The 16,906-nt window shown below is 70.4% G+C and carries 17 protein-coding genes; 12 read left to right on the forward strand and 5 right to left on the reverse strand.

Annotated features, from left to right (window positions below):
* A partial coding sequence (locus OOT46_RS28670) for a DUF3108 domain-containing protein (RefSeq protein ID WP_265407043.1) occupies positions 1-1,027 on the forward strand: 1,027 nt, incomplete at its 5' end.
* Here the strand turns inward: OOT46_RS28670 and OOT46_RS28675 are convergent.
* On the reverse strand, positions 996-1,481 hold the full coding sequence (locus OOT46_RS28675) for a hypothetical protein (RefSeq protein ID WP_265407044.1): 486 nt from the start codon (positions 1,479-1,481) through the stop codon (positions 996-998). The two genes, OOT46_RS28670 and OOT46_RS28675, sit on opposite strands and share 32 nt — an antisense overlap.
* Before the next feature lie 154 nt (positions 1,482-1,635).
* Here OOT46_RS28675 and OOT46_RS28680 point away from each other — a divergent pair, with 154 nt between their 5' ends.
* A complete protein-coding gene (locus tag OOT46_RS28680) occupies positions 1,636-2,424 on the forward strand; it encodes an enoyl-CoA hydratase (RefSeq protein WP_265407045.1) in 789 nt (262 codons plus the stop codon).
* Between the two features lie 12 nt (positions 2,425-2,436).
* On the opposite strand, the gene OOT46_RS28685 is transcribed toward OOT46_RS28680, so the two are convergent.
* Both OOT46_RS28685 and lysS read right to left on the reverse strand, forming a co-directional pair.
* Positions 2,437-2,994, reverse strand: a complete 558-nt coding sequence (locus OOT46_RS28685) for a pyridoxamine 5'-phosphate oxidase family protein (RefSeq protein WP_265407046.1) — start codon at positions 2,992-2,994, stop codon at positions 2,437-2,439.
* Positions 2,991-4,580 carry a lysine--tRNA ligase gene (gene lysS / locus OOT46_RS28690; protein ID WP_416136271.1) on the reverse strand — a complete coding sequence of 530 codons (1,590 nt, stop codon included), beginning with the start codon at positions 4,578-4,580 and terminating at the stop codon, positions 2,991-2,993. Before lysS ends, OOT46_RS28685 begins: the two co-directional genes overlap by 4 nt.
* Before the next feature lie 31 nt (positions 4,581-4,611).
* Here lysS and OOT46_RS28695 point away from each other — a divergent pair, with 31 nt between their 5' ends.
* The 9 genes from OOT46_RS28695 (at position 4,612) to OOT46_RS28735 (ending at position 14,771) form a co-directional block, all read left to right on the forward strand.
* On the forward strand, positions 4,612-5,904 hold the full coding sequence (locus OOT46_RS28695) for a lipopolysaccharide biosynthesis protein (RefSeq protein ID WP_265407048.1): 1,293 nt from the start codon (positions 4,612-4,614) through the stop codon (positions 5,902-5,904).
* A gap of 63 nt (positions 5,905-5,967) precedes the next feature.
* Positions 5,968-6,591: an acyltransferase gene (locus OOT46_RS28700; RefSeq protein ID WP_265407049.1), complete on the forward strand. Its 624-nt coding sequence runs from the start codon at positions 5,968-5,970 to the stop codon at positions 6,589-6,591.
* On the forward strand, positions 6,588-7,661 hold the full coding sequence (locus tag OOT46_RS28705; RefSeq protein WP_265407050.1) for a glycosyltransferase: 1,074 nt from the start codon (positions 6,588-6,590) through the stop codon (positions 7,659-7,661). The genes OOT46_RS28700 and OOT46_RS28705 overlap by 4 nt, the downstream gene beginning before the upstream one ends.
* 58 nt (positions 7,662-7,719) lie before the next feature.
* Positions 7,720-8,757 (forward strand): glycosyltransferase family 2 protein, encoded by a 1,038-nt coding sequence (locus OOT46_RS28710; RefSeq protein WP_265407051.1) that lies wholly within the window; start codon positions 7,720-7,722, stop codon positions 8,755-8,757.
* A 23-nt stretch (positions 8,758-8,780) separates the two neighbouring features.
* The gene (locus OOT46_RS28715) at positions 8,781-9,509 is read left to right on the forward strand and encodes a class I SAM-dependent methyltransferase (protein WP_265407052.1); all 729 of its coding nucleotides are present in this window, start codon (positions 8,781-8,783) and stop codon (positions 9,507-9,509) included.
* Positions 9,509-10,684 (forward strand): DegT/DnrJ/EryC1/StrS family aminotransferase, encoded by a 1,176-nt coding sequence (locus OOT46_RS28720; protein WP_265407053.1) that lies wholly within the window; start codon positions 9,509-9,511, stop codon positions 10,682-10,684. The genes OOT46_RS28715 and OOT46_RS28720 overlap by 1 nt, the downstream gene beginning before the upstream one ends.
* A gap of 11 nt (positions 10,685-10,695) precedes the next feature.
* Positions 10,696-11,292 carry a sugar transferase gene (locus OOT46_RS28725; protein ID WP_265407054.1) on the forward strand — a complete coding sequence of 199 codons (597 nt, stop codon included), beginning with the start codon at positions 10,696-10,698 and terminating at the stop codon, positions 11,290-11,292.
* 11 nt (positions 11,293-11,303) lie between these two features.
* Positions 11,304-13,187, forward strand: coding sequence for a polysaccharide biosynthesis protein (locus OOT46_RS28730; RefSeq protein ID WP_265407055.1), 1,884 nt, complete (start codon positions 11,304-11,306; stop codon positions 13,185-13,187).
* Positions 13,188-13,313: 126 nt separating this feature from the next.
* Positions 13,314-14,771, forward strand: a complete 1,458-nt coding sequence (locus OOT46_RS28735; protein WP_265407056.1) for a DEAD/DEAH box helicase — start codon at positions 13,314-13,316, stop codon at positions 14,769-14,771.
* A 22-nt stretch (positions 14,772-14,793) separates the two neighbouring features.
* Here OOT46_RS28735 and OOT46_RS28740 read toward each other — a convergent pair whose 3' ends face one another.
* Complete coding sequence (locus tag OOT46_RS28740) at positions 14,794-15,570, reverse strand: SAM-dependent methyltransferase (RefSeq protein ID WP_265407057.1); 777 nt, start codon at positions 15,568-15,570, stop codon at positions 14,794-14,796.
* Complete coding sequence (locus OOT46_RS28745) at positions 15,567-16,214, reverse strand: Maf family protein (RefSeq protein ID WP_265407058.1); 648 nt, start codon at positions 16,212-16,214, stop codon at positions 15,567-15,569. Before OOT46_RS28745 ends, OOT46_RS28740 begins: the two co-directional genes overlap by 4 nt.
* A gap of 56 nt (positions 16,215-16,270) precedes the next feature.
* Here OOT46_RS28745 and OOT46_RS28750 point away from each other — a divergent pair, with 56 nt between their 5' ends.
* Positions 16,271-16,843, forward strand: coding sequence for a YceD family protein (locus OOT46_RS28750; protein ID WP_265407059.1), 573 nt, complete (start codon positions 16,271-16,273; stop codon positions 16,841-16,843).
* The last annotated feature ends 63 nt before the right edge of the window (positions 16,844-16,906 follow it).

The raw sequence follows: 16,906 nt of genomic DNA on the forward strand, positions 1-16,906 counted from the left end.
CGCCGCGGCACCGCCACCCGCAGCCGTGCCGCGAGCGGCGACGGCGCCGACGGTCGCCGCCGAACCGGAGGCTCTCGCGGCCAGCGAGCCGGAAGCGCCGCCCGAGGACGAGCCCGAGGACCAGAAGGCGGCGCCCGAGGCGTCACCGACGTCCGCTCCGGCCGAAGCTTCCGAGCCGGCATCGGAGCCGGAGGCTGCGGCCCTCGCGGCCGGCGAACCGGCCGAGCCCGCCAGCGTCGCCGAGGCGCCCGAGACACCGGCCTCCGCCGTCGCCGGCGCCGCGAGCGAGGCCGCGACGGCAGCCGAGGGCGGTGCCTCCGGGCCGGCCTTCGAGTGGCCGCCCTCGACCCGCATGAGTTACAGCCTGACCGGCAACTACCGGGGCCCGGTGCACGGCAGCGCCCAGGTCGAGTGGGTGCGCCAGGACGAGCACTACCAGGTGCACGTCGAAGTGAAGATCGGCCCCAGCTTCGCGCCCTTGATGAGCCGGCGCATGAGCAGCGACGGCCTGATCACGCCCGAAGGCCTGGCGCCGATGCGCTACGACGAGTGGACCCGCTTCGGCTTGAGCCGGCGGCAGGCGCGCGTGCTGTTCGAGAGCGATCGCGTGACGCTCAACAGCGGCCGCCAGGTGGCGGCCCTTCCGGGGGTGCAGGACAGCGCCAGCCAGTTCGTGCAGCTGACCCAGCGTTTCCTGCGCCGGCCGCAGCTGCTGCAGGTGGGACAGGCGGTGGAGGTGCCGCTGGCGCTGCCGCGCCGACAGGACCGCTGGTACTACGACGTCATCGGCGAGGAGACCCTGGAGACGCCCTTTGGCCGGATTGCGGCCTTCCACCTGAAGCCGCGCCGCGAGCTGCCCGGCCGCGGCGAGTTGTCGGCCGAAATCTGGTTCGCACCCAGTCTGATGTACCTGCCGGTGCGCATCCGGATCCGGCAGGACGCAGAAACCTTTGTGGACCTGATGATCTCGAAGCTGCCCGAGCAGGCGCTGCCGCTCAGGCCGCCTGCTCCAGGAATGCCACCTTGAAGGCTTCGGCGGTGGCGCCGCCTCGGTTGTCGGCCAGGATACGGTGGGCGGTCAGCAGCAGGGGCTGCAGCTCGTCCCAGGAACGGGCCTTTTCCATCCGGGTCGCCAGCTGGTCGGCCAGCGGCCCGAGTTGCTCGCCGATGAAGCGCACGGCGCGCGAGCGCAGCTGCTCGACCGGACGACCCAGGGGATGCGGCGCCGGCGGTGTGTCGGCCGCCGCGCTGCGTGAGGGGGACGAACGCTGTGCCGACGGGCCGACGATCTCGATGTAACCCTCGGCCAGCAGCGTCTCGATCACTTCTTCCGGGTGTTGCGGGATGAGGCGCATCAGCTCGGCCTCGCTGCGCTTGCCGTCCACCACGATGAGGCCGGAGCGCAGCTTCTGCGCCAGGTGGTTTTGGCGCGTTGCGATCTCGGCCTGCCCCTTCTCGGTCTTCCGGTATAAGGTTCCCATCGCTGCTGATCCCGTCGGTCGATGTGACGGGGGAGCTTACATCCGAGGTGGCCGTCCGCCAATGGCAAAACTGCGGAAGGTGCCAGGCCCTTCGGGTGGTACCGGGGCGATCCGGCGTCCGTATAGTGCCTGTCCTCGAAAGGAGAAAAACGCTGTGAGCTATGAACTGATCCTGACCGAAACCCGCGGCCAAGCTGCCCTGAAAGCGGGTGTGGTCACCCTCAACCGCCCCAAGCAGCTCAACGCCCTGAACGACGCGTTGATGGACGAGCTGGGCGCTGCCGTGCGCGCCTTCGATGCCGACGAGAGCATCGGCTGCATCATCATCACCGGCAGCGAGAAGGCCTTCGCGGCCGGCGCCGACATCGCCGCGATGGCGCGCTGGAGTTACATGGAGGTCTACAAGTCGGACTTCATCACCCGCAACTGGGAAGCGCTCAAGAGCGTGCGCAAGCCGGTGATCGCGGCGGTGGCCGGCTATGCCCTGGGCGGCGGGTGCGAGCTGGCGATGATGTGCGACTTCATCATCGCGGCCGAGACCGCGAAGTTCGGCCAACCTGAAATCAAGCTCGGCGTGGTGCCCGGCGCCGGCGGGACTCAGCGCCTGCCGCGCGCGGTGTCCAAGGCCAAGGCCATGGACCTGGTGCTGACCGCCCGCATGATGGACGCGGCCGAAGCCGAGCGCGCCGGCCTGGTCTCGCGGGTGGTGCCGGCCGAGCGGCTGCTGGAGGAGGCCTACGCCGCGGCCGACGCGATCTGCGCGATGTCGCTGCCGGCCCTGATGGCCGCCAAGGAATGTGTCAATCGCGCCTACGAGGCGCCGCTCAACGAAGGCATGCTGTTCGAGCGCCGGGTGTTCCACTCGCTGTTTGCGACCGAGGACCAGAAGGAAGGCATGGACGCCTTCCTGAACAAGCGCCCGGCGGCTTTCAAGCACCGCTGAGCGCGGCGGCGCTCAGGGCTGCAGCCAGCGCGCGCCCTCCGCGTCGAAGCGGGCGCGGCGCTGGCCTTGCGGCCGCAGCTCCAGCCAGTCCAGCGAGTCGACCCGGATGCCGATCACGCCGAAGTACTCCCGGCTGGCGCGCTGCACCTCAGGCACGGCAGCCAGCGGCGCGCCAGGCGGCAGCGGCGAGACGTAGTCCTGGGCGCCCGGCGTGAGCTTGACGCGGGCCCAGCGTGAGGAGACCTCCAGCCCGCTGTCCTCGACGCTCAGCGTCACCTTGCAGCGCAGCTGCCAGCCGAGCGCGGAGGACCAGAACACCAGCATGCCGGCGGGGCAGGCGGCGATTTCGTGCACCTTGGCGGCCCGCGTGTCGGTGTAGACGAGCAGCCGCGCCTCGGGCTGCAGGGCCTCGCGCAGCACCACCGTGCGGGCGTCGGCGCCGTCGGGTGCGGCGGTGGCCAGCACCGGGGTGCGCCAGGCGTGCGCCTTGTCGCCGACGGCGCGCGCGAGTTCGTCCCAGATCGCCGCTTCGACCTGGGGAAGTGTCTGCGACCGCGAGTCGGTGTTCATTGCTCCTTGCGCAAGGCGGGGAAGAGGATGACGTCGCGAATATTAGGCGAATCGGTCAGCAACATGATCAGACGGTCGATGCCGATGCCGCAGCCGCCGGTGGGCGGCATGCCGTATTCCAGCGCACGGATGAAGTCGGCGTCGAAGTACATCGCTTCCTCGTCGCCGGCGTCCTTGTTCGCGACCTGGGCCTGGAACCGGGCGGCCTGGTCCTCGGCGTCGTTGAGCTCGCTGAAGCCGTTGGCGATCTCGCGGCCGGTCATGTAGAGCTCGAAGCGCTCGGTGATCTCGGGGTTGCTGTCCGAGGCGCGCGCCAGCGGCGACACCGCGACCGGGTGGTCGATGATGAAGGTGGGCTCCCAGAGCTGCTCCTCGACCAGCTCCTCGAAGACGCCGAACTGCAGCTGCGACAGGCCCCAGTGCGCCGGCGCCTCCTTGCCGAGGTTCTTGAGGATGCCGCGCAGGTGTGTCGCGTCGTCGATGTGCGCCGCGCCCACGCTGCTCGCGTACTTGACGATGGCGTCACGGATGCTCAGGCGGGCAAAGGGCTTTTCCAGGTCCACCGCGCGGCCCTGGTAGCTCAGCGTCGCCGAGCCGGTGGCCTCGCGCGCGGCGTGGCGCAGTACCGACTCGGTGTAGTCCATCAGGTCGTGGTAGTTCCAGTAGGCGGCATAGAACTCCATCATCGTGAACTCGGGGTTGTGGCGCACCGAGATGCCTTCGTTGCGGAAGTTCCGGTTGATCTCGAAGACCCGCTCGAAGCCGCCCACCACCAGGCGCTTGAGGTAGAGCTCGGGCGCGATGCGCAGGAACATCTCCTGGTCCAGCGCGTTGTGGTGGGTCACGAAGGGCTTGGCGTTGGCGCCGCCCGGGATCGGGTGCAGCATCGGTGTCTCGACTTCGAGAAAACCGTTGCTGGCCATGAAGTTGCGGATCGAGGACACCGCCTTGCTTCGGGCGACGAAACGCTTGCGTGCGTCCTCGTCGGTCATCAGGTCGACATAACGCTGGCGGTATTTCTGTTCCTGGTCGGTCATGCCGTGGAACTTGTCCGGCAGCGGGCGCAGGCTTTTGGTCAGCAGGCGCAGCGCGCTGACGCGCACGGACAGCTCGCCGGTTCGCGTCTTGAAGAGGGTGCCCTCGCAGCCGGCGATGTCGCCCAGGTCCCAATGCTTGAAGGCGGCGTGCGCTTCCTCGCCGACCCCGTCGGTGGTGACAAACAGCTGGATGCGGCCGCTCGCGTCCTGCAGCGTGCAGAAGCTGGCCTTGCCCATCAGGCGCTTGAGCATCATGCGGCCGGCCACGCTGACCTTGACCTGCTGCGGCTCCAGTTCCTCATTGCTCAGCGCGCCGTATTGCGTGTGCAGCGCGCCGGCCTGGTGGGTCGGCTTGAAGTCGTTCGGGAAGGCGACGCCCTGCTGGCGGATGTGGGCCAGTTTTTCGCGCCGTTCGGCGATCAGCTGGTTCTGGTCTTCGGTCATGACGGGCTCGGGCGTGGAAAAGCCCGCGATTTTACCGGCCGGCCGGGCGCCGGGCCGTATGATCGGCGGCCCCGGGCGGTCCATCCGCTGCTGAATACTCCGCATCCACCCCGGCTTCTGCCGCGCCAGCACCCGCATGTCCACCTCTCCGCTGTCCCGCGGTGCCCTCGCTCACTTCGCCGCCAAGCTGGTTTCGGTGGCGCTCGGGCTGGCCATCGTCGTGGTGGTGGCGCGCCAGGGGCCGGAACAACAGGGCCAGTTTTCGCTGCTGATCGCCACCGAGGCGGTGTTCGCCGCGTTGTTCTCGGGCCTGGGCCTGGTGATCGCGCGCCAGGTCTCGCACCACCGGCAGGCCGCCGGCGCCTGGCTGGGCGGCGCACTGGTGCTTGCGCTGGCCGGTGGGCTGGCAGGCGCGGCGGTGTTCACGCTGGCGGCACAGGCGCTGGGCGGCGACCCGGCCTACCGCTTCCTGCCGCTGCTGGCTGTGGCGGCGCCGCTGCTGCTGTTCACGCCCACGCTGTCCGGGCTCTACCTGGGCGAAGGCCGCATGGGGCCCATCAATGCACTGAGCATCGCGCCGCCGCTGCTGACGCTGCTCGGCTTGGCGGCTCTGTGGCTGGGCGGCGTGCAAGCCGGACTGATGCAGGTGGTGGCCGTCTGGCTGGCCGCTCGCGCCGGGGTCGGCGTGGCCGGCGCACTGCTGGCGGCCCGAGGCGCCGGCCTGCAGGCGCCGGTGTGGTCGGCGTGGCGGGCGCAGGCGCACTTCTGCACGGTGGTTGGGCTGACCAATCTCGTCAGCTGGCTCAACTACCGCGTCGACCTCTTTATCGTCGAGCGTTATGCGGGGCTGGGGGCGGCCGGCGTGTACTCCGTGGCCGTGACGGCCGCCGAACTGCTCTGGTTTGTCTCATCCTCGGTCAGCGCTGCCGCCTATGCCCGTATCGGTGTGCCGGATGCGAGGCAGGCTGCCGCCCTCACGGTACGGGTCGTGCACCTCAACCTCGCGATGCTGCTGCTGGTCACGCCGCTGCTGCTGCTGGCGGCCTGGTGGCTGCTGCCGCGCCTGCTCGGGGCGCCCTACACCGCGGTGCTGCCACTGCTGGCGCTGCTGCTGCCGGGCGTCTGGGCCTATGCGAGCGCTTCGACGCTGTCGGCCTTCTACACCAATTTCCTGGGCCGGCCGCAGCTGTCGGCTGCGGTCGCGACAGTCTCCCTGGCGGTCAACGTGGGCGTGTGCTCGCTGCTGGTGCCGCACCTGGGGGCGGCGGGCGGCGCGCTCGCCACGTCGGCGTCCTACCTGCTGGCGATCGCGTGGGGGCTGGCGCTGTTCCGTCGCCACGCCGGCCTGTCCTGGGGGGAGGTGCTGCGTCCGCAGGGGCGGCAGCTGCTGGACGACCTGCGGGCGCCGCTGCGCCGCGCCGGCCGTTAGACTGCGAGCCGCGCGCCTTCCTGCCCGCCTCACGTCCTGCTCCACGCCCGTTTGCCGCTGCCGATGTTCAAGTCCCTGGTGCTTCGATTGCTGCGTTGCCTCACAAGGCCGCGCCTGATCTACGGCTGGCGCCGCCATGACGGCACCTGGCTGCCGCACACCCGCATCAGCACCGCCACCGATGTGCAGGGCGCCGAGGGCCTGTATGTCGAGGACCATGTGTTCATCGGTCACTTCAACCTGCTCGACGCCGCCGGCGGTCTGCACATCGGCGAAGGCACCCAGGTCAGCAACCATGTCTCGCTGCTGACACACTCCAGCCATGTGTCGACCCGCCTGATGGGGCGTGCGTACTGGGGCGCGGCTCATCCGGTGGGGGTGAAGCGCGGCGCCACGCACATTGGGCCCTACTGTTTCATCGGCGCGAACAGCGTCGTGATGCCGGGCAGCCGTCTCGGCCGCGGCGTACTCGTGCGCGCGTTCAGCTATGTGGATGGCGACTTCCCCGACTACGCGGTCATCGGCGGCCAGCCGGCTCGCATCCTGGGGGATGTACGCGACTTCGACGCGGCCTGGATCGAGCGCTACCCGGATCTGGCGCCGCACTACTGCGGCATCGGCTGGCAGTCGGCCACGGTGCTGCACGATGGGGATGCGGCAGCGTCCCGGCCCGGAGGCCGGCGATGAACTCCGGCGCCCCGCATCTGCTGTTTTTCGCTGATGCGCAAAGCGTGCACACCCAACGCTGGGTGGGCGCGATGGTCCTGCGCGGTTGGCGCTGCAGCGTGGTGTCGCGGCAGGCGCACCAGATTCCCGGCGCCGAGGTCGTGGCGCTCGACACGCCAGACGGCAGCTGGGCGTGGTTTGCCGCGCTGCCGCGGGTGCGGGCGATCGCGGCCCGGTTGCGGCCCGACCTGGTGCACGGGCACTACATCACCTCCTATGGCCTCTGGGCAGCCGCCTGCGGGCGCGGGCCCTGCGTGCTGACCGGCTGGGGCTCGGACATCCTGGTCTCGCCCCGGCAGAGCCGCGCGGTGCACGCGCTCACCGGCTGGACCTTGCGCCGCGCCGCGCTGATCACGGCCGACAGCCAGGACATGCTGGATGAAATCGCCACCTGGCGGCCTCGGGCGCCGTTGCACCAGATCTACTGGGGCGCCGACACAGGCAAGTTCCGTCCTCAACCCCGGGCACTGCGGCCCTACCGGATCGTCAGCCTGCGCGCCTGGGACACCAACTACAACATCGACATCATCGTTGACGCAATGGCCGCGCTGCGTCGGCGCCTGAACGGCGAGTTGGAGCTGCACCTGCTGGGTGGCGGGCCGCTGGAGGGCCGTTTGCGTGCGCAGGTGAAGGCGCTGGGGCTGGACGAGGTGGTGCAGTTCCACGGCCGTGTCGGTGAAGACCGTATGGCCGAGCTGGTCAACCGGGCGCATGTGAGCGTCTCGATCCCGAGCAGCGACGCGACCTCGGTGGCACTTCTCGAATCGATGGCGGCGGGGCTGCCGGTGGTGGTGTCCGACCTGCCGGCCAATCGGCAGTGGGTGGACGCCACCGGCGGGATGCTGGTGGCGCCGCGCGATGCGGCGGCGGCGGCCGACGCGCTGGCGCTGCTGGCCGCTGACCCGGAGCAGGCCGCAAGGATGGGGCAGGCCAACCGGGCACGTGTCGAGCCCGAGGCCTCGCGGCGCCACCAGATGGACCGGATGGACGCCCTCTATCGACAGCTGCTGGCCCGGAAAGGGGCGGTATGAGCCCCGCCCGGCCGCCCGAAGGGGCTCGCACCGCAGTGCGCAGCACGGAGGTTTCCCAATGAGCCCCGCCCGGCCGCCCGAAGGGCTCGTCAGCGTCATCGTGCCTTGCCGCAACGAGAGGGGCCACATCGAGGCTTTCTGCGCTTCGGTGGCGGCGCAGCAGCTGCCGTCCGGCTGGGACCTGGAGGTGGTGATCGCCGACGGCCGCAGCGACGACGGCACCGCCGCGCTGCTGCAGGCGCTCGCCGCGCACGACCCCCGCTTCGCCGTGATCGACAACCCGGGCGGCATCGTCTCCAGCGGGCTCAACCGGGCGCTGGAGCGCGCCCGGGGCGAGGTGATCGTGCGCATGGATGTGCACACCGCCTATGCCGCCGACTACATCGCCCAGTGCCTGGCGGCGCTCGCCGACAGCGGCGCCGACAACGTCGGCGGCCCCTGGCGCGCCGAGGGCGAGTCGCCGATGCAGCGCGCCATCGCCGCCGCTTTCCAATCGCGCTGGCTGGCGGGCGGGGCGCGCTCGCGTCAGCTCGACTACAGCGGCTGGGTCGATACCGTCTACCTCGGCTGCTGGCCGCGCCGCAGCCTCGAGCGTTTCGGCGGCTTCGACGAGCAACTGGTGCGCAACCAGGACGACGAGCACAACCTGCGCATCGTGCGCGGCGGCGGGCGGGTCTGGCAGTCGGCGGCCATCCGCTCGGCCTACCGGCCGCGCGGCTCGCTGGGTGCTTTGTTCCGGCAGTACCTGCAATACGGCTACTGGAAGCCCTTCGTGATGAAAAAGCACGGCCAGGCCGCCTCGCTGCGCCAGCTGGTGCCCGGGCTGTTCGTGCTGGCGCTGGTGCTGTGCGCGCTGGCCGGCCTGCTCGGTGCGGGGCCGCTGCCGCTGTTGGGGCTGGCCGGCCTCTACGGGGTGGCTGCCCTGGGCGCCTCGGTGGCGATCGCGGCGCGCTCCGGCTGGTCGCTGGTGTGGCGGCTGCCGGCCGTCATCGCGGCCTACCATGTCGGCTACGGCGTCGGTTCCCTGTGGGGCTGGGCCGACGTCCTGCGCGGGGCCGACCAGGGCCGCGCGCGCTTCTCGCGCCTGACCCGTTGAGCCCGCTGCCGTCCCCTTTTGCCATGGCCCACGAGCATCCCGACCCCCGCCTTGCCGCCGACGAGACTGACGCCGTGCGCGAGCGTTATGCACGCCGCATCCCACAGGACCCGCGCTACAGCCTGCTGAACCCGGCTGCGCTGCTGCCGGCCCAGGAGCGCCAGCGCGCCATCGCGCGGCTGTTCGCCCGGCTCGGCTGGCAGGACCTGGAGCAGCGCCACATGCTGGAGGTCGGCTGCGGCGCCGGCGGCAACCTGCTGGAACTGCTGCGGCTGGGCTGCGCGCCGGAGCGGCTGCAGGGCGTCGAGCTGCTGGAAGCCCGCGCTGCCGAGGCGCGCCGTGTGCTGCCGGCTGCGCTGCAGGTGCACTGCGGCGACGCGCTGGCCTTGGGCGAGCGGGTGGCGGCCGGCAGCCAGGACGTGGTCTACCAGGCGACGGTCTTTTCCTCGCTGCTGGACGACAGTTTCCAGGCGCAGCTGGCGCAGGCGATGTGGCGCTGGGTGCGCCCGGGCGGGGGCGTGCTCTGGTACGACTTCACCTGGGACAACCCGCGCAACCCCGATGTGCGCGGCGTCGGCGTCGCCAGGCTGCGCCAGTTGTTTCCCGAGGGGCGGGCGAGTGTGCAGCGCATCACATTGGCACCGCCCCTGGCCCGTGCGCTGGTGCGCCTGCACCCCGGCCTCTACGCCGTTTTCAACACCCTGCCGTGGCTGCGCACCCATGTGCTGGCCTGGATCGAAAAACGTCCCTGATGAACTCCGACACCTCCCTGCCTTTCCTGCCCTTCGCGCTGCCCGAGATCGGCGAGGAAGAAATCGCCGAAGTCGTGGACACGCTGCGCTCCGGCTGGATCACCACCGGGCCCAAGGCCAAACGTTTCGAGGCCGCCTTCGTCGACTTTCTCGGCGGCGCAGCGACCGGGCTGGAAGGGATCGCGATCAACTCGGCGACGGCCGGCCTGCACCTGGCGCTCGAAGCGCTGGGCATCGGCCCGGGCGACGAAGTGATCACCACCACCTACACCTTCACGGCCACCGCCGAGGTGGTGCGCTACCTCGGCGCCGACGTGGTGCTGGTGGACATCGACCCCGCGACGCTGAACATCGACCCCCGGGCGGTCGAGGCGGCCATCACGCCGCGCACCCGGGCCATCGTTCCGGTGCACTACGCGGGGCTCGCAGCCGACATGACGGCCTTGCTCGCGCTGGCGCGCCGCCACGGGCTCAGGGTGGTGGAGGACGCGGCGCATGCGCTGCCGACCACGCTGCAGGGGCAGCTGGTGGGCACGCTCGGATCGGACGCCACCGTCTTCAGCTTCTACGCCAACAAGACCATCACCACCGGCGAGGGCGGCATGCTGGTGACGCGCGATCCCGAACTCGCGCAACGCGCCCGCGTGATGCGCCTGCACGGCATGAACCGCGATGCCTTCGACCGCTTCACCGCCAAGGTGCCGAGCTGGTACTACGAGATCGTCGCGCCGGGATTCAAGTACAACCTGACCGACATCGCCGCCGCGCTCGGGCTGCACCAGCTGCAGCGCGCCGAGGGCTTCCAACGCCGCCGCACCGAGATCGCGCGGCGCTACCGCGAAGCCTTCGCCGACCTGCCGCTGCTGCTGCCGCCCGAGCCCGCAGCTGGCGACCTGCATGCCTGGCACCTCTACGTGGTGCGGCTGGCCGACGGCGCGCCCGTGTCGCGCGATGCCATGATCGAGCAGCTCTTCGAGGCCGGCATCGGCTGCAGCGTGCACTACATCCCGCTGCATCTGCACCCCTACTGGCGCGACCGCTACGATCTCAAGCCCGAGCAGTTCCCGCACAGCCAGCGCGCCTACGAGCGTTCGCTGAGCCTGCCGCTCTACACCCGCATGTGCGACGCCGACGTGGAGCGGGTGGTGCAGGCAGTGCGGCGCATCCTGGGTTGAGCCGCTCGGCGATGGGCAAGCGCCTGTTTGATCTGGTCGCCTCCGGCCTGGGACTGCTGCTGCTGGCACCGCTGCTGGCGGTGATCGCGCTGGCGATCAAGCTCGACTCCCCGGGGCCGGTGCTGTTCCGGCAGGAGAGGGTGGGGCGCCACGGCCGGCCCTTTCGCATCCGCAAGTTCCGCACCATGCGGCATGCGCCGGCCGGCGGCGGCTTGCTGATCACGGTCGGTGCCGACCCGCGCATCACCCGGGTGGGCGCCTTCCTGCGCAGCACCAAGCTCGACGAACTGCCCCAGCTCCTGGACGTGCTGTGTGGCACCATGAGCCTGGTGGGGCCACGCCCCGAGGTGCCGCGTTATCTGCCGCACTATCCGCCGGCGGTGCGCGAGAAGGTGCTGTCGGTGCGCCCGGGCATCACCGACATCGCCTCCATCGAATACCGTCGCGAGAGCGAGCTGCTGGCCGCCGCCGCCGATCCCGAACGCGCCTATGTCGAGGAAGTGCTGCCGGCCAAGCTGCGCTACGCGCTGCAGTATGTGGACAACGCCAGCTTCTGGGGCGATCTGCGCCTGCTGGCACGTACGCTGCACGCCATCGTGACCCGTTGAAGCGATTTTTCATGATCTGGCACCACCTCGACGCCTTCCTCACCCGTGCACGCGCCCACCGGCGGCCTTTGTCTCTGCTGGCCGACGGCCTCGTGATCGCGCTGTGCTGGAACATCACCTATTTGTTCCGGCTCGGCTTCGACCGCTGGTTCAGCGCCCGTCCCGGCTACGACGGCTGGGTGATGCTGGGCCTGGTGGCGCTCTACCTGGTCGTGTTCTGGCTCGCCGGCGTGCCACGCGGCCTGTGGCGCTTCGCGGGTTTCGGTGACGTCAAGCGGCTCACGCTGGCCTGTGCCGGCGCCGGCCTGCTTGGCGCCGTGGTGGTGCTGATGGCGCAGCTCAACGAGGTGCCGCGCGCGGTGCTGGCCCTGCACCCGGTGGTCAGCCTGATGGCGCTGTGCGTGGTGCGCATTGGCTATCGCATGGGCTACGAGCAGCTGCGCGCGCGGCTGGCAGGCCACAGCGAGGCGAGTCGCCGCGCGCTGGTGCTTGGCGCGGGCGAGGCGGCGCGGCTGCTGCTGGCGGGCATCCAGCATCAGGGCTACGTCGTCGTCGGTCTGCTCGATGACGACGCCGCCAAGCAACACGCCCGCATCGGCGGCGTGCCGGTGCTGGGGCCGCTGGAGCAGCTCGCGCGCCACGTCGAGCAGCAGCAGATCAGCCACCTCATCGTCGCGATGCCCTCGCTGCCGCCGGCCGGCCGGCGCCGCATCATCGAGACCGCGGCGGCCACCGGTCTGCCGGTGCTGACCGTGCCCTCGGCGGAGGAGCTGCGCGAAGGCTCGCAGGTCAGCCGGGTGCGCGAAATCGAGCCCGACGACCTGCTCGGTCGCGAGCCGGTGCGGCTCGACGAGGCCGGCATCTCCGACTGCCTGAACGGCAAGACCGTGCTGATCACCGGCGCGGGCGGCAGCATTGGCGCCGAGCTGTGCCGCCAGGTGGCGCGCTACGGGCCGAGCCGGCTGGTGCTCTACGAGCTGAGCGAATTCGCGCTCTACTCCATCGAGCAGGAGTTGAGCGAGCAGTTCCCGCACATCTCGCTGCTGCGCCTGATCGGCGACGTGAAGAACCTGGCCCATCTGCGCCACACCTTCGGGAGCTGTCGTCCCCAGGTGATCTTCCATGCGGCGGCCTACAAACACGTCCCGCTGATGGAGCAGGACAACGCCTGGGCCGCCCTGCACAACAACACCCTCGGCACCTGGCTGGCCGCCACCGCGGCCGCCGAGGCCGGGGTCGAGCGTTTTGTGCTCATCTCGACCGACAAGGCGGTCAACCCCACCAACGTGATGGGCGCCACCAAGCGGGCTGCCGAGATGGTGATCTCCCACCTCGCGACCCAGGGCCATGCGACGCGCTTCATGGCGGTTCGCTTCGGCAACGTGCTGGGCTCCAGCGGCAGCGTGATCCCCAAATTCAAGGAGCAGATCGCGCGCGGCGGACCGGTGACCGTGACCCATCCGGAGATCACGCGCTATTTCATGACCATCCCCGAGGCGGCGCGCCTGGTGATCCAGGCCGCCGCGATGGGGGACACCGGCCAGGTGTATGTGCTGGACATGGGCGAGCCGGTGCGCATCGCCGAGCTGGCGCGCGACCTGATCCGCCTGTCGGGCCACACGCTGGAGGAGATCCCGGTCGCGTTCACCGGGCTGCGGCCCGGTGAGAAGCTCTACGAAGAGCTGCTCGCCGACGCCGACACCACCTTGCCGACGCCGATCGCCCGCCTGCGGGTGGCCCGGCTGCACCAGGACGAGCAGGCCGACTGGCTGCACCGCGCGCCCCAGGTACTGGCCCGGCTCGACGCCGCGCAGGGCGACGAGGCGGTCAAGGCCTGGCTCGCCGAGTGTGTGCCCGAGTATGCGCTGGCCACCGGGCGGGCCCGGCGCGCATGAGGCGTCCAGTGTCAACCTCCTGCTTGCGCAGCACGGAGCTTAGCCAATGAGCGCCGGACACCCCGACGCGCCTTAAGCACCCGCTAAAAGTCAGGTCTCGGCAGGCTGGACGATAATGTGCTACTTATGACAGAAGCATCTGAGGCCCCCGTCCTGGGCGGCCAGTTCTCCTCCCTCCCTCTCGACCCGACGCTGCAGCGCGCCATCGTCGATCAGGGCTACACCTCGATGACGCCGATTCAGGCGAAGGCCATCCCCATCGTGCTGGAGGGGCGCGACGTCATGGGCGCGGCCCAGACCGGCACCGGCAAGACGGCCGCCTTCTCGCTGCCGCTGCTGCAGAAGATGCTCAAGCACGAGAACGGCAGCGCCTCGCCGGCCCGGCACCCGGTGCGCGCCCTGGTCCTCGCGCCGACGCGCGAGCTGGCCGACCAGGTGGCGGCCAATGTGAAGGCCTATGCCAAGCACACCCAGCTGCGCGTTGCGGTGGTCTTCGGCGGCATCGACATGACGCCACAGACCCAGGAGCTGCGCCGCGGCGTCGAGGTGCTGATCGCCACGCCGGGCCGCCTGCTGGACCACATCCAGGCCAAGAACTGCTCGCTGAGCCAGGTCGAGTACGTCGTGCTCGACGAGGCCGACCGCATGCTGGACATCGGCTTTCTGCCCGACCTGGAGCGCATCCTCAGCTTCCTGCCGAAGCAGCGCCAGACCCTGTTGTTCTCGGCCACCTTCTCGCCGGAGATCAAGAAGCTGGCCCAGAGCTATCTGCAGGATCCGGTGCTGGTCGAAGTGGCGCGCCCCAACGCGACCGCGACCACGGTGGAGCAGCGCTTTTTCAGTGTCGAGGATGACGACAAGCGCCGTGCGGTGCGCCAGCTGCTGCGCGAGCGCTCGCTATCGCAGGCCATCGTCTTCGTGAATTCCAAGCTGGGCGCGGCCCGGCTGGCCCGTTCGCTGGAGCGCGACGGGCTGAAGACCGCGGCGCTGCACGGCGACAAGTCGCAGGACGAGCGTCTGAAGGCGCTCGACGCCTTCAAGCGCAACGAGGTCGAGCTGCTGGTCGCCACCGACGTGGCAGCGCGCGGCCTCGACATTGCGGACCTGCCGGCGGTGTTCAACTTCGACATCCCCTTCAACGCCGAGGATTACGTGCACCGCATCGGTCGCACCGGCCGGGCCGGTGCGTCGGGGCTGGCGGTGTCCTTCGTCTCGCGCAGCGACCAGCGCCTGGTTGCCGATATCGAGAAGCTGATCAAGAAAAAGATCGAGATCGAGGCACTGGAGCTGGAGGACGAACGTTCGCGCCGCCCGCCGCGCCGCAGCTACGAGGATGACGGGGAGCGTGTCTTCGAGCGTTCGACCCCGCGCCCGGGTCGCGGGCCGTCCAACTACAGCGCCACGCCGCCGGCTTCCAGCGATCCCTTCTTCAGCAAGCCCTACGAGGCCGACCCGGCTGCCGACCCCGGCTGGGAAAAGCAGGCGCCGGCTGCTGCGCCGGCGCTCGCGCGCACCGCTTCGCCTTACATCAAGCCCAAGCGCAAGGTCGCGGCGCTGCTGGGCGGCGGGCCGAAAAAGCCCTGAATCCGGCGGCTCGGCCCGCCCCTCAGGGGTTGTGAATCGCGAACACGGCCGGCACGTCGGCCGGTAGCTTGGCGTCGCCGTCCTGCTTCCAGCGCTGCACCGGCAGCGAGCGGTTCCAGCCGCCTTCCAAGGTCAACCCGCAGGCCACCGACAAACGTGTGGTCGGCTGCAAGTGGTCCAGCAAGGCGCCCATCAGGGCCGGGTTGCGGTAGGGCGTCTCTATCATCATCTGAGTCTGGCCGGTGCGCCGTGCCAGTGTCTCCAGCTCCCGGATGCGGGTGGCACGTGCAACGTCCTCCACCGGCAGATAGCCGACGAAGGCGAAACTCTGCCCGTTCATGCCGCTGGCGGCCAGCGCCAGCAGCAGGGCCGAAGGGCCTACCAGGGGCAGCACCTGCAGGCCCAGTTCATGCGCCCGGCGGACCACCTCGGCGCCGGGGTCGGCGATCGCCGGCATGCCGGCCTCCGACACCAGACCCATGTCCCGGCCCTGGCGCGCCGCGTCGAGCAGGCGGTCCAGACCGGCGGGAGGCGCGGCAGTCCGCGCGCCACCTTTCGCGGGGCGTGGCAGCTCCTGGATCGCGATCTCCTGCAAGGGACGCGCAAGCGGCACGACGGCGTGCACACGCTTCAGGAAGGCCCGCGTGGTCCTGGCGTTCTCGGCGATCCAGTGCTCGAGCCGGGCGGCAGTCTGCAGGGTCTGCAGTGGCAGCACCTGCTGCAGCTCGGGCAGCGTCGCGCCGGCTGCGAGGGTGCCGAAGTCCAGCGGCGTCGGGACCAGGTAGAGGCGGCCGCTCACGACCTGGCTCCCTGCGCCGCGAGCGGGTCGATCCCCGCGGCCCTCAACATGTCGCAGGTGCCGATCAAGGGCAGCCCGATGAGCGCCGTCGGATCGTCCGACTCGATCGCGCTCAGCAGCGCGATGCCAAGGCCTTCGGCCTTGGCGCTGCCCGCGCAGTCATAGGGCTGGTCGACACGCAGGTAGGCCTCGATCTCGGCGTCGGTCAGGGCGCGCACGCGCACCGTGGCTGGCACCGTGCGCTGCTGCTCGAAGCCGCCGGCCTGGCAGACCACCGCAACCGCGGTGTGGAACACGAGCGCCTGGCCGCTCATCGCCCGCAGCTGCTCGACCGCGATGTCGTGCGTGCCGGGCTTGCCCAGCGGCCGGCCCCGCAGATCGGCGACCTGGTCGGAGCCGATCACCACGGCCTCGGGGTGGAGGGCGGCGACCGCGCGCGCCTTCTCCAGCGCGAGACGCTGCGCCAGCGCGGCGGGTGTTTCACCGGGGCGCGGCGTTTCATCGACCTGTGGGGCGACCACCTCGAAGGGCAGGCCGAGGCGTTGCAGGAGTTCGCGCCGGTAACGTGAGGTCGATCCGAGGATCAGCGCTCGCGGTGCCAACGGAGTTGCCAAAGGGGAAGAGGAGGGGGCGTGCTCGGGCATGTCCGGATTGTCCTTCACGCGGAGTCTGCCGAGCAGCGCGCGGCTACACTGGCCGCATGAAGGCAAGAGAGTTCAATCCGTTGCGCCTCGATGTCGGCGAGTTCGTGCGCGCCGAGGCCGAGTTGCAAGGCGAGTGGCCCTTGAGGGCCCTGCAGCGCCTCGCCGAGGAGGCGCACGAAGATGCCCCGGCCGGCGAGCAGCCGGTCCGCTGGTCGGTGGCCGGCCGGCTGGTGCCGCGTCGCGGCGGGGATCCCGAGCTGTGGATGCATCTGAAGGCCGACACCTCGATCTCGCTGGAGTGCCAGCGCTGCCTCCGGCCGGTCGAGGAACACCTGGGTGTGGAGCGCGACTTCCGCTTCGTGCCGGACGAGAAGGCCGCCGCGGAGATCGACGCCGACAGCGAAGAGGACGTGCTCGCGCTGTCGCGCAGCCTGAACCTCCAGGACCTGGTCGAGGACGAGCTGATCCTGGCGTTGCCGCTGGTGCCGCGCCACGAGGTCTGCCCCGAGTCGCTGGCCGGTTCCGCCGGCGCTGCCGCGGTCGGGAGCGAGGCTTCTGAGGAGCCGGCCGGCGAACGCCGTAATCCTTTCGCGGTGCTCGCGCAGTTGAAGAAGGACAAGCTGTCCTGAAACCTTCGAACCTGCCGCTGCCGGGCCCTTTGACCGGGAGGGGCCGCCTGTCCCGAGAGGCCG

The sequence above is a fragment of the Aquabacterium sp. A7-Y genome (assembly GCF_026153205.1).
Classification (GTDB): domain Bacteria; phylum Pseudomonadota; class Gammaproteobacteria; order Burkholderiales; family Burkholderiaceae_C; genus Caldimonas.

What these genes read in the sequence shown, in the direction of transcription:
- OOT46_RS28720 (WP_265407053.1), top strand. Translation starts at nt 9,509, where the DNA reads ATGAACTCCGACACCTCCCTGCCTTTCCTGCCCTTCGCGCTGCCCGAG.
- OOT46_RS28675 (WP_265407044.1), bottom strand. Translation starts at nt 1,481, where the DNA reads ATGGGAACCTTATACCGGAAGACCGAGAAGGGGCAGGCCGAGATCGCA.
- OOT46_RS28715 (WP_265407052.1), top strand. Translation starts at nt 8,781, where the DNA reads ATGGCCCACGAGCATCCCGACCCCCGCCTTGCCGCCGACGAGACTGAC.
- OOT46_RS28685 (WP_265407046.1), bottom strand. Translation starts at nt 2,994, where the DNA reads ATGAACACCGACTCGCGGTCGCAGACACTTCCCCAGGTCGAAGCGGCG.
- OOT46_RS28725 (WP_265407054.1), top strand. Translation starts at nt 10,696, where the DNA reads ATGGGCAAGCGCCTGTTTGATCTGGTCGCCTCCGGCCTGGGACTGCTG.
- lysS (WP_416136271.1), bottom strand. Translation starts at nt 4,580, where the DNA reads ATGCGGAGTATTCAGCAGCGGATGGACCGCCCGGGGCCGCCGATCATA.
- OOT46_RS28695 (WP_265407048.1), top strand. Translation starts at nt 4,612, where the DNA reads ATGTCCACCTCTCCGCTGTCCCGCGGTGCCCTCGCTCACTTCGCCGCC.
- OOT46_RS28750 (WP_265407059.1), top strand. Translation starts at nt 16,271, where the DNA reads ATGAAGGCAAGAGAGTTCAATCCGTTGCGCCTCGATGTCGGCGAGTTC.
- OOT46_RS28730 (WP_265407055.1), top strand. Translation starts at nt 11,304, where the DNA reads ATGATCTGGCACCACCTCGACGCCTTCCTCACCCGTGCACGCGCCCAC.
- OOT46_RS28745 (WP_265407058.1), bottom strand. Translation starts at nt 16,214, where the DNA reads ATGCCCGAGCACGCCCCCTCCTCTTCCCCTTTGGCAACTCCGTTGGCA.
- OOT46_RS28700 (WP_265407049.1), top strand. Translation starts at nt 5,968, where the DNA reads ATGTTCAAGTCCCTGGTGCTTCGATTGCTGCGTTGCCTCACAAGGCCG.
- OOT46_RS28705 (WP_265407050.1), top strand. Translation starts at nt 6,588, where the DNA reads ATGAACTCCGGCGCCCCGCATCTGCTGTTTTTCGCTGATGCGCAAAGC.
- OOT46_RS28710 (WP_265407051.1), top strand. Translation starts at nt 7,720, where the DNA reads ATGAGCCCCGCCCGGCCGCCCGAAGGGCTCGTCAGCGTCATCGTGCCT.
- OOT46_RS28735 (WP_265407056.1), top strand. Translation starts at nt 13,314, where the DNA reads ATGACAGAAGCATCTGAGGCCCCCGTCCTGGGCGGCCAGTTCTCCTCC.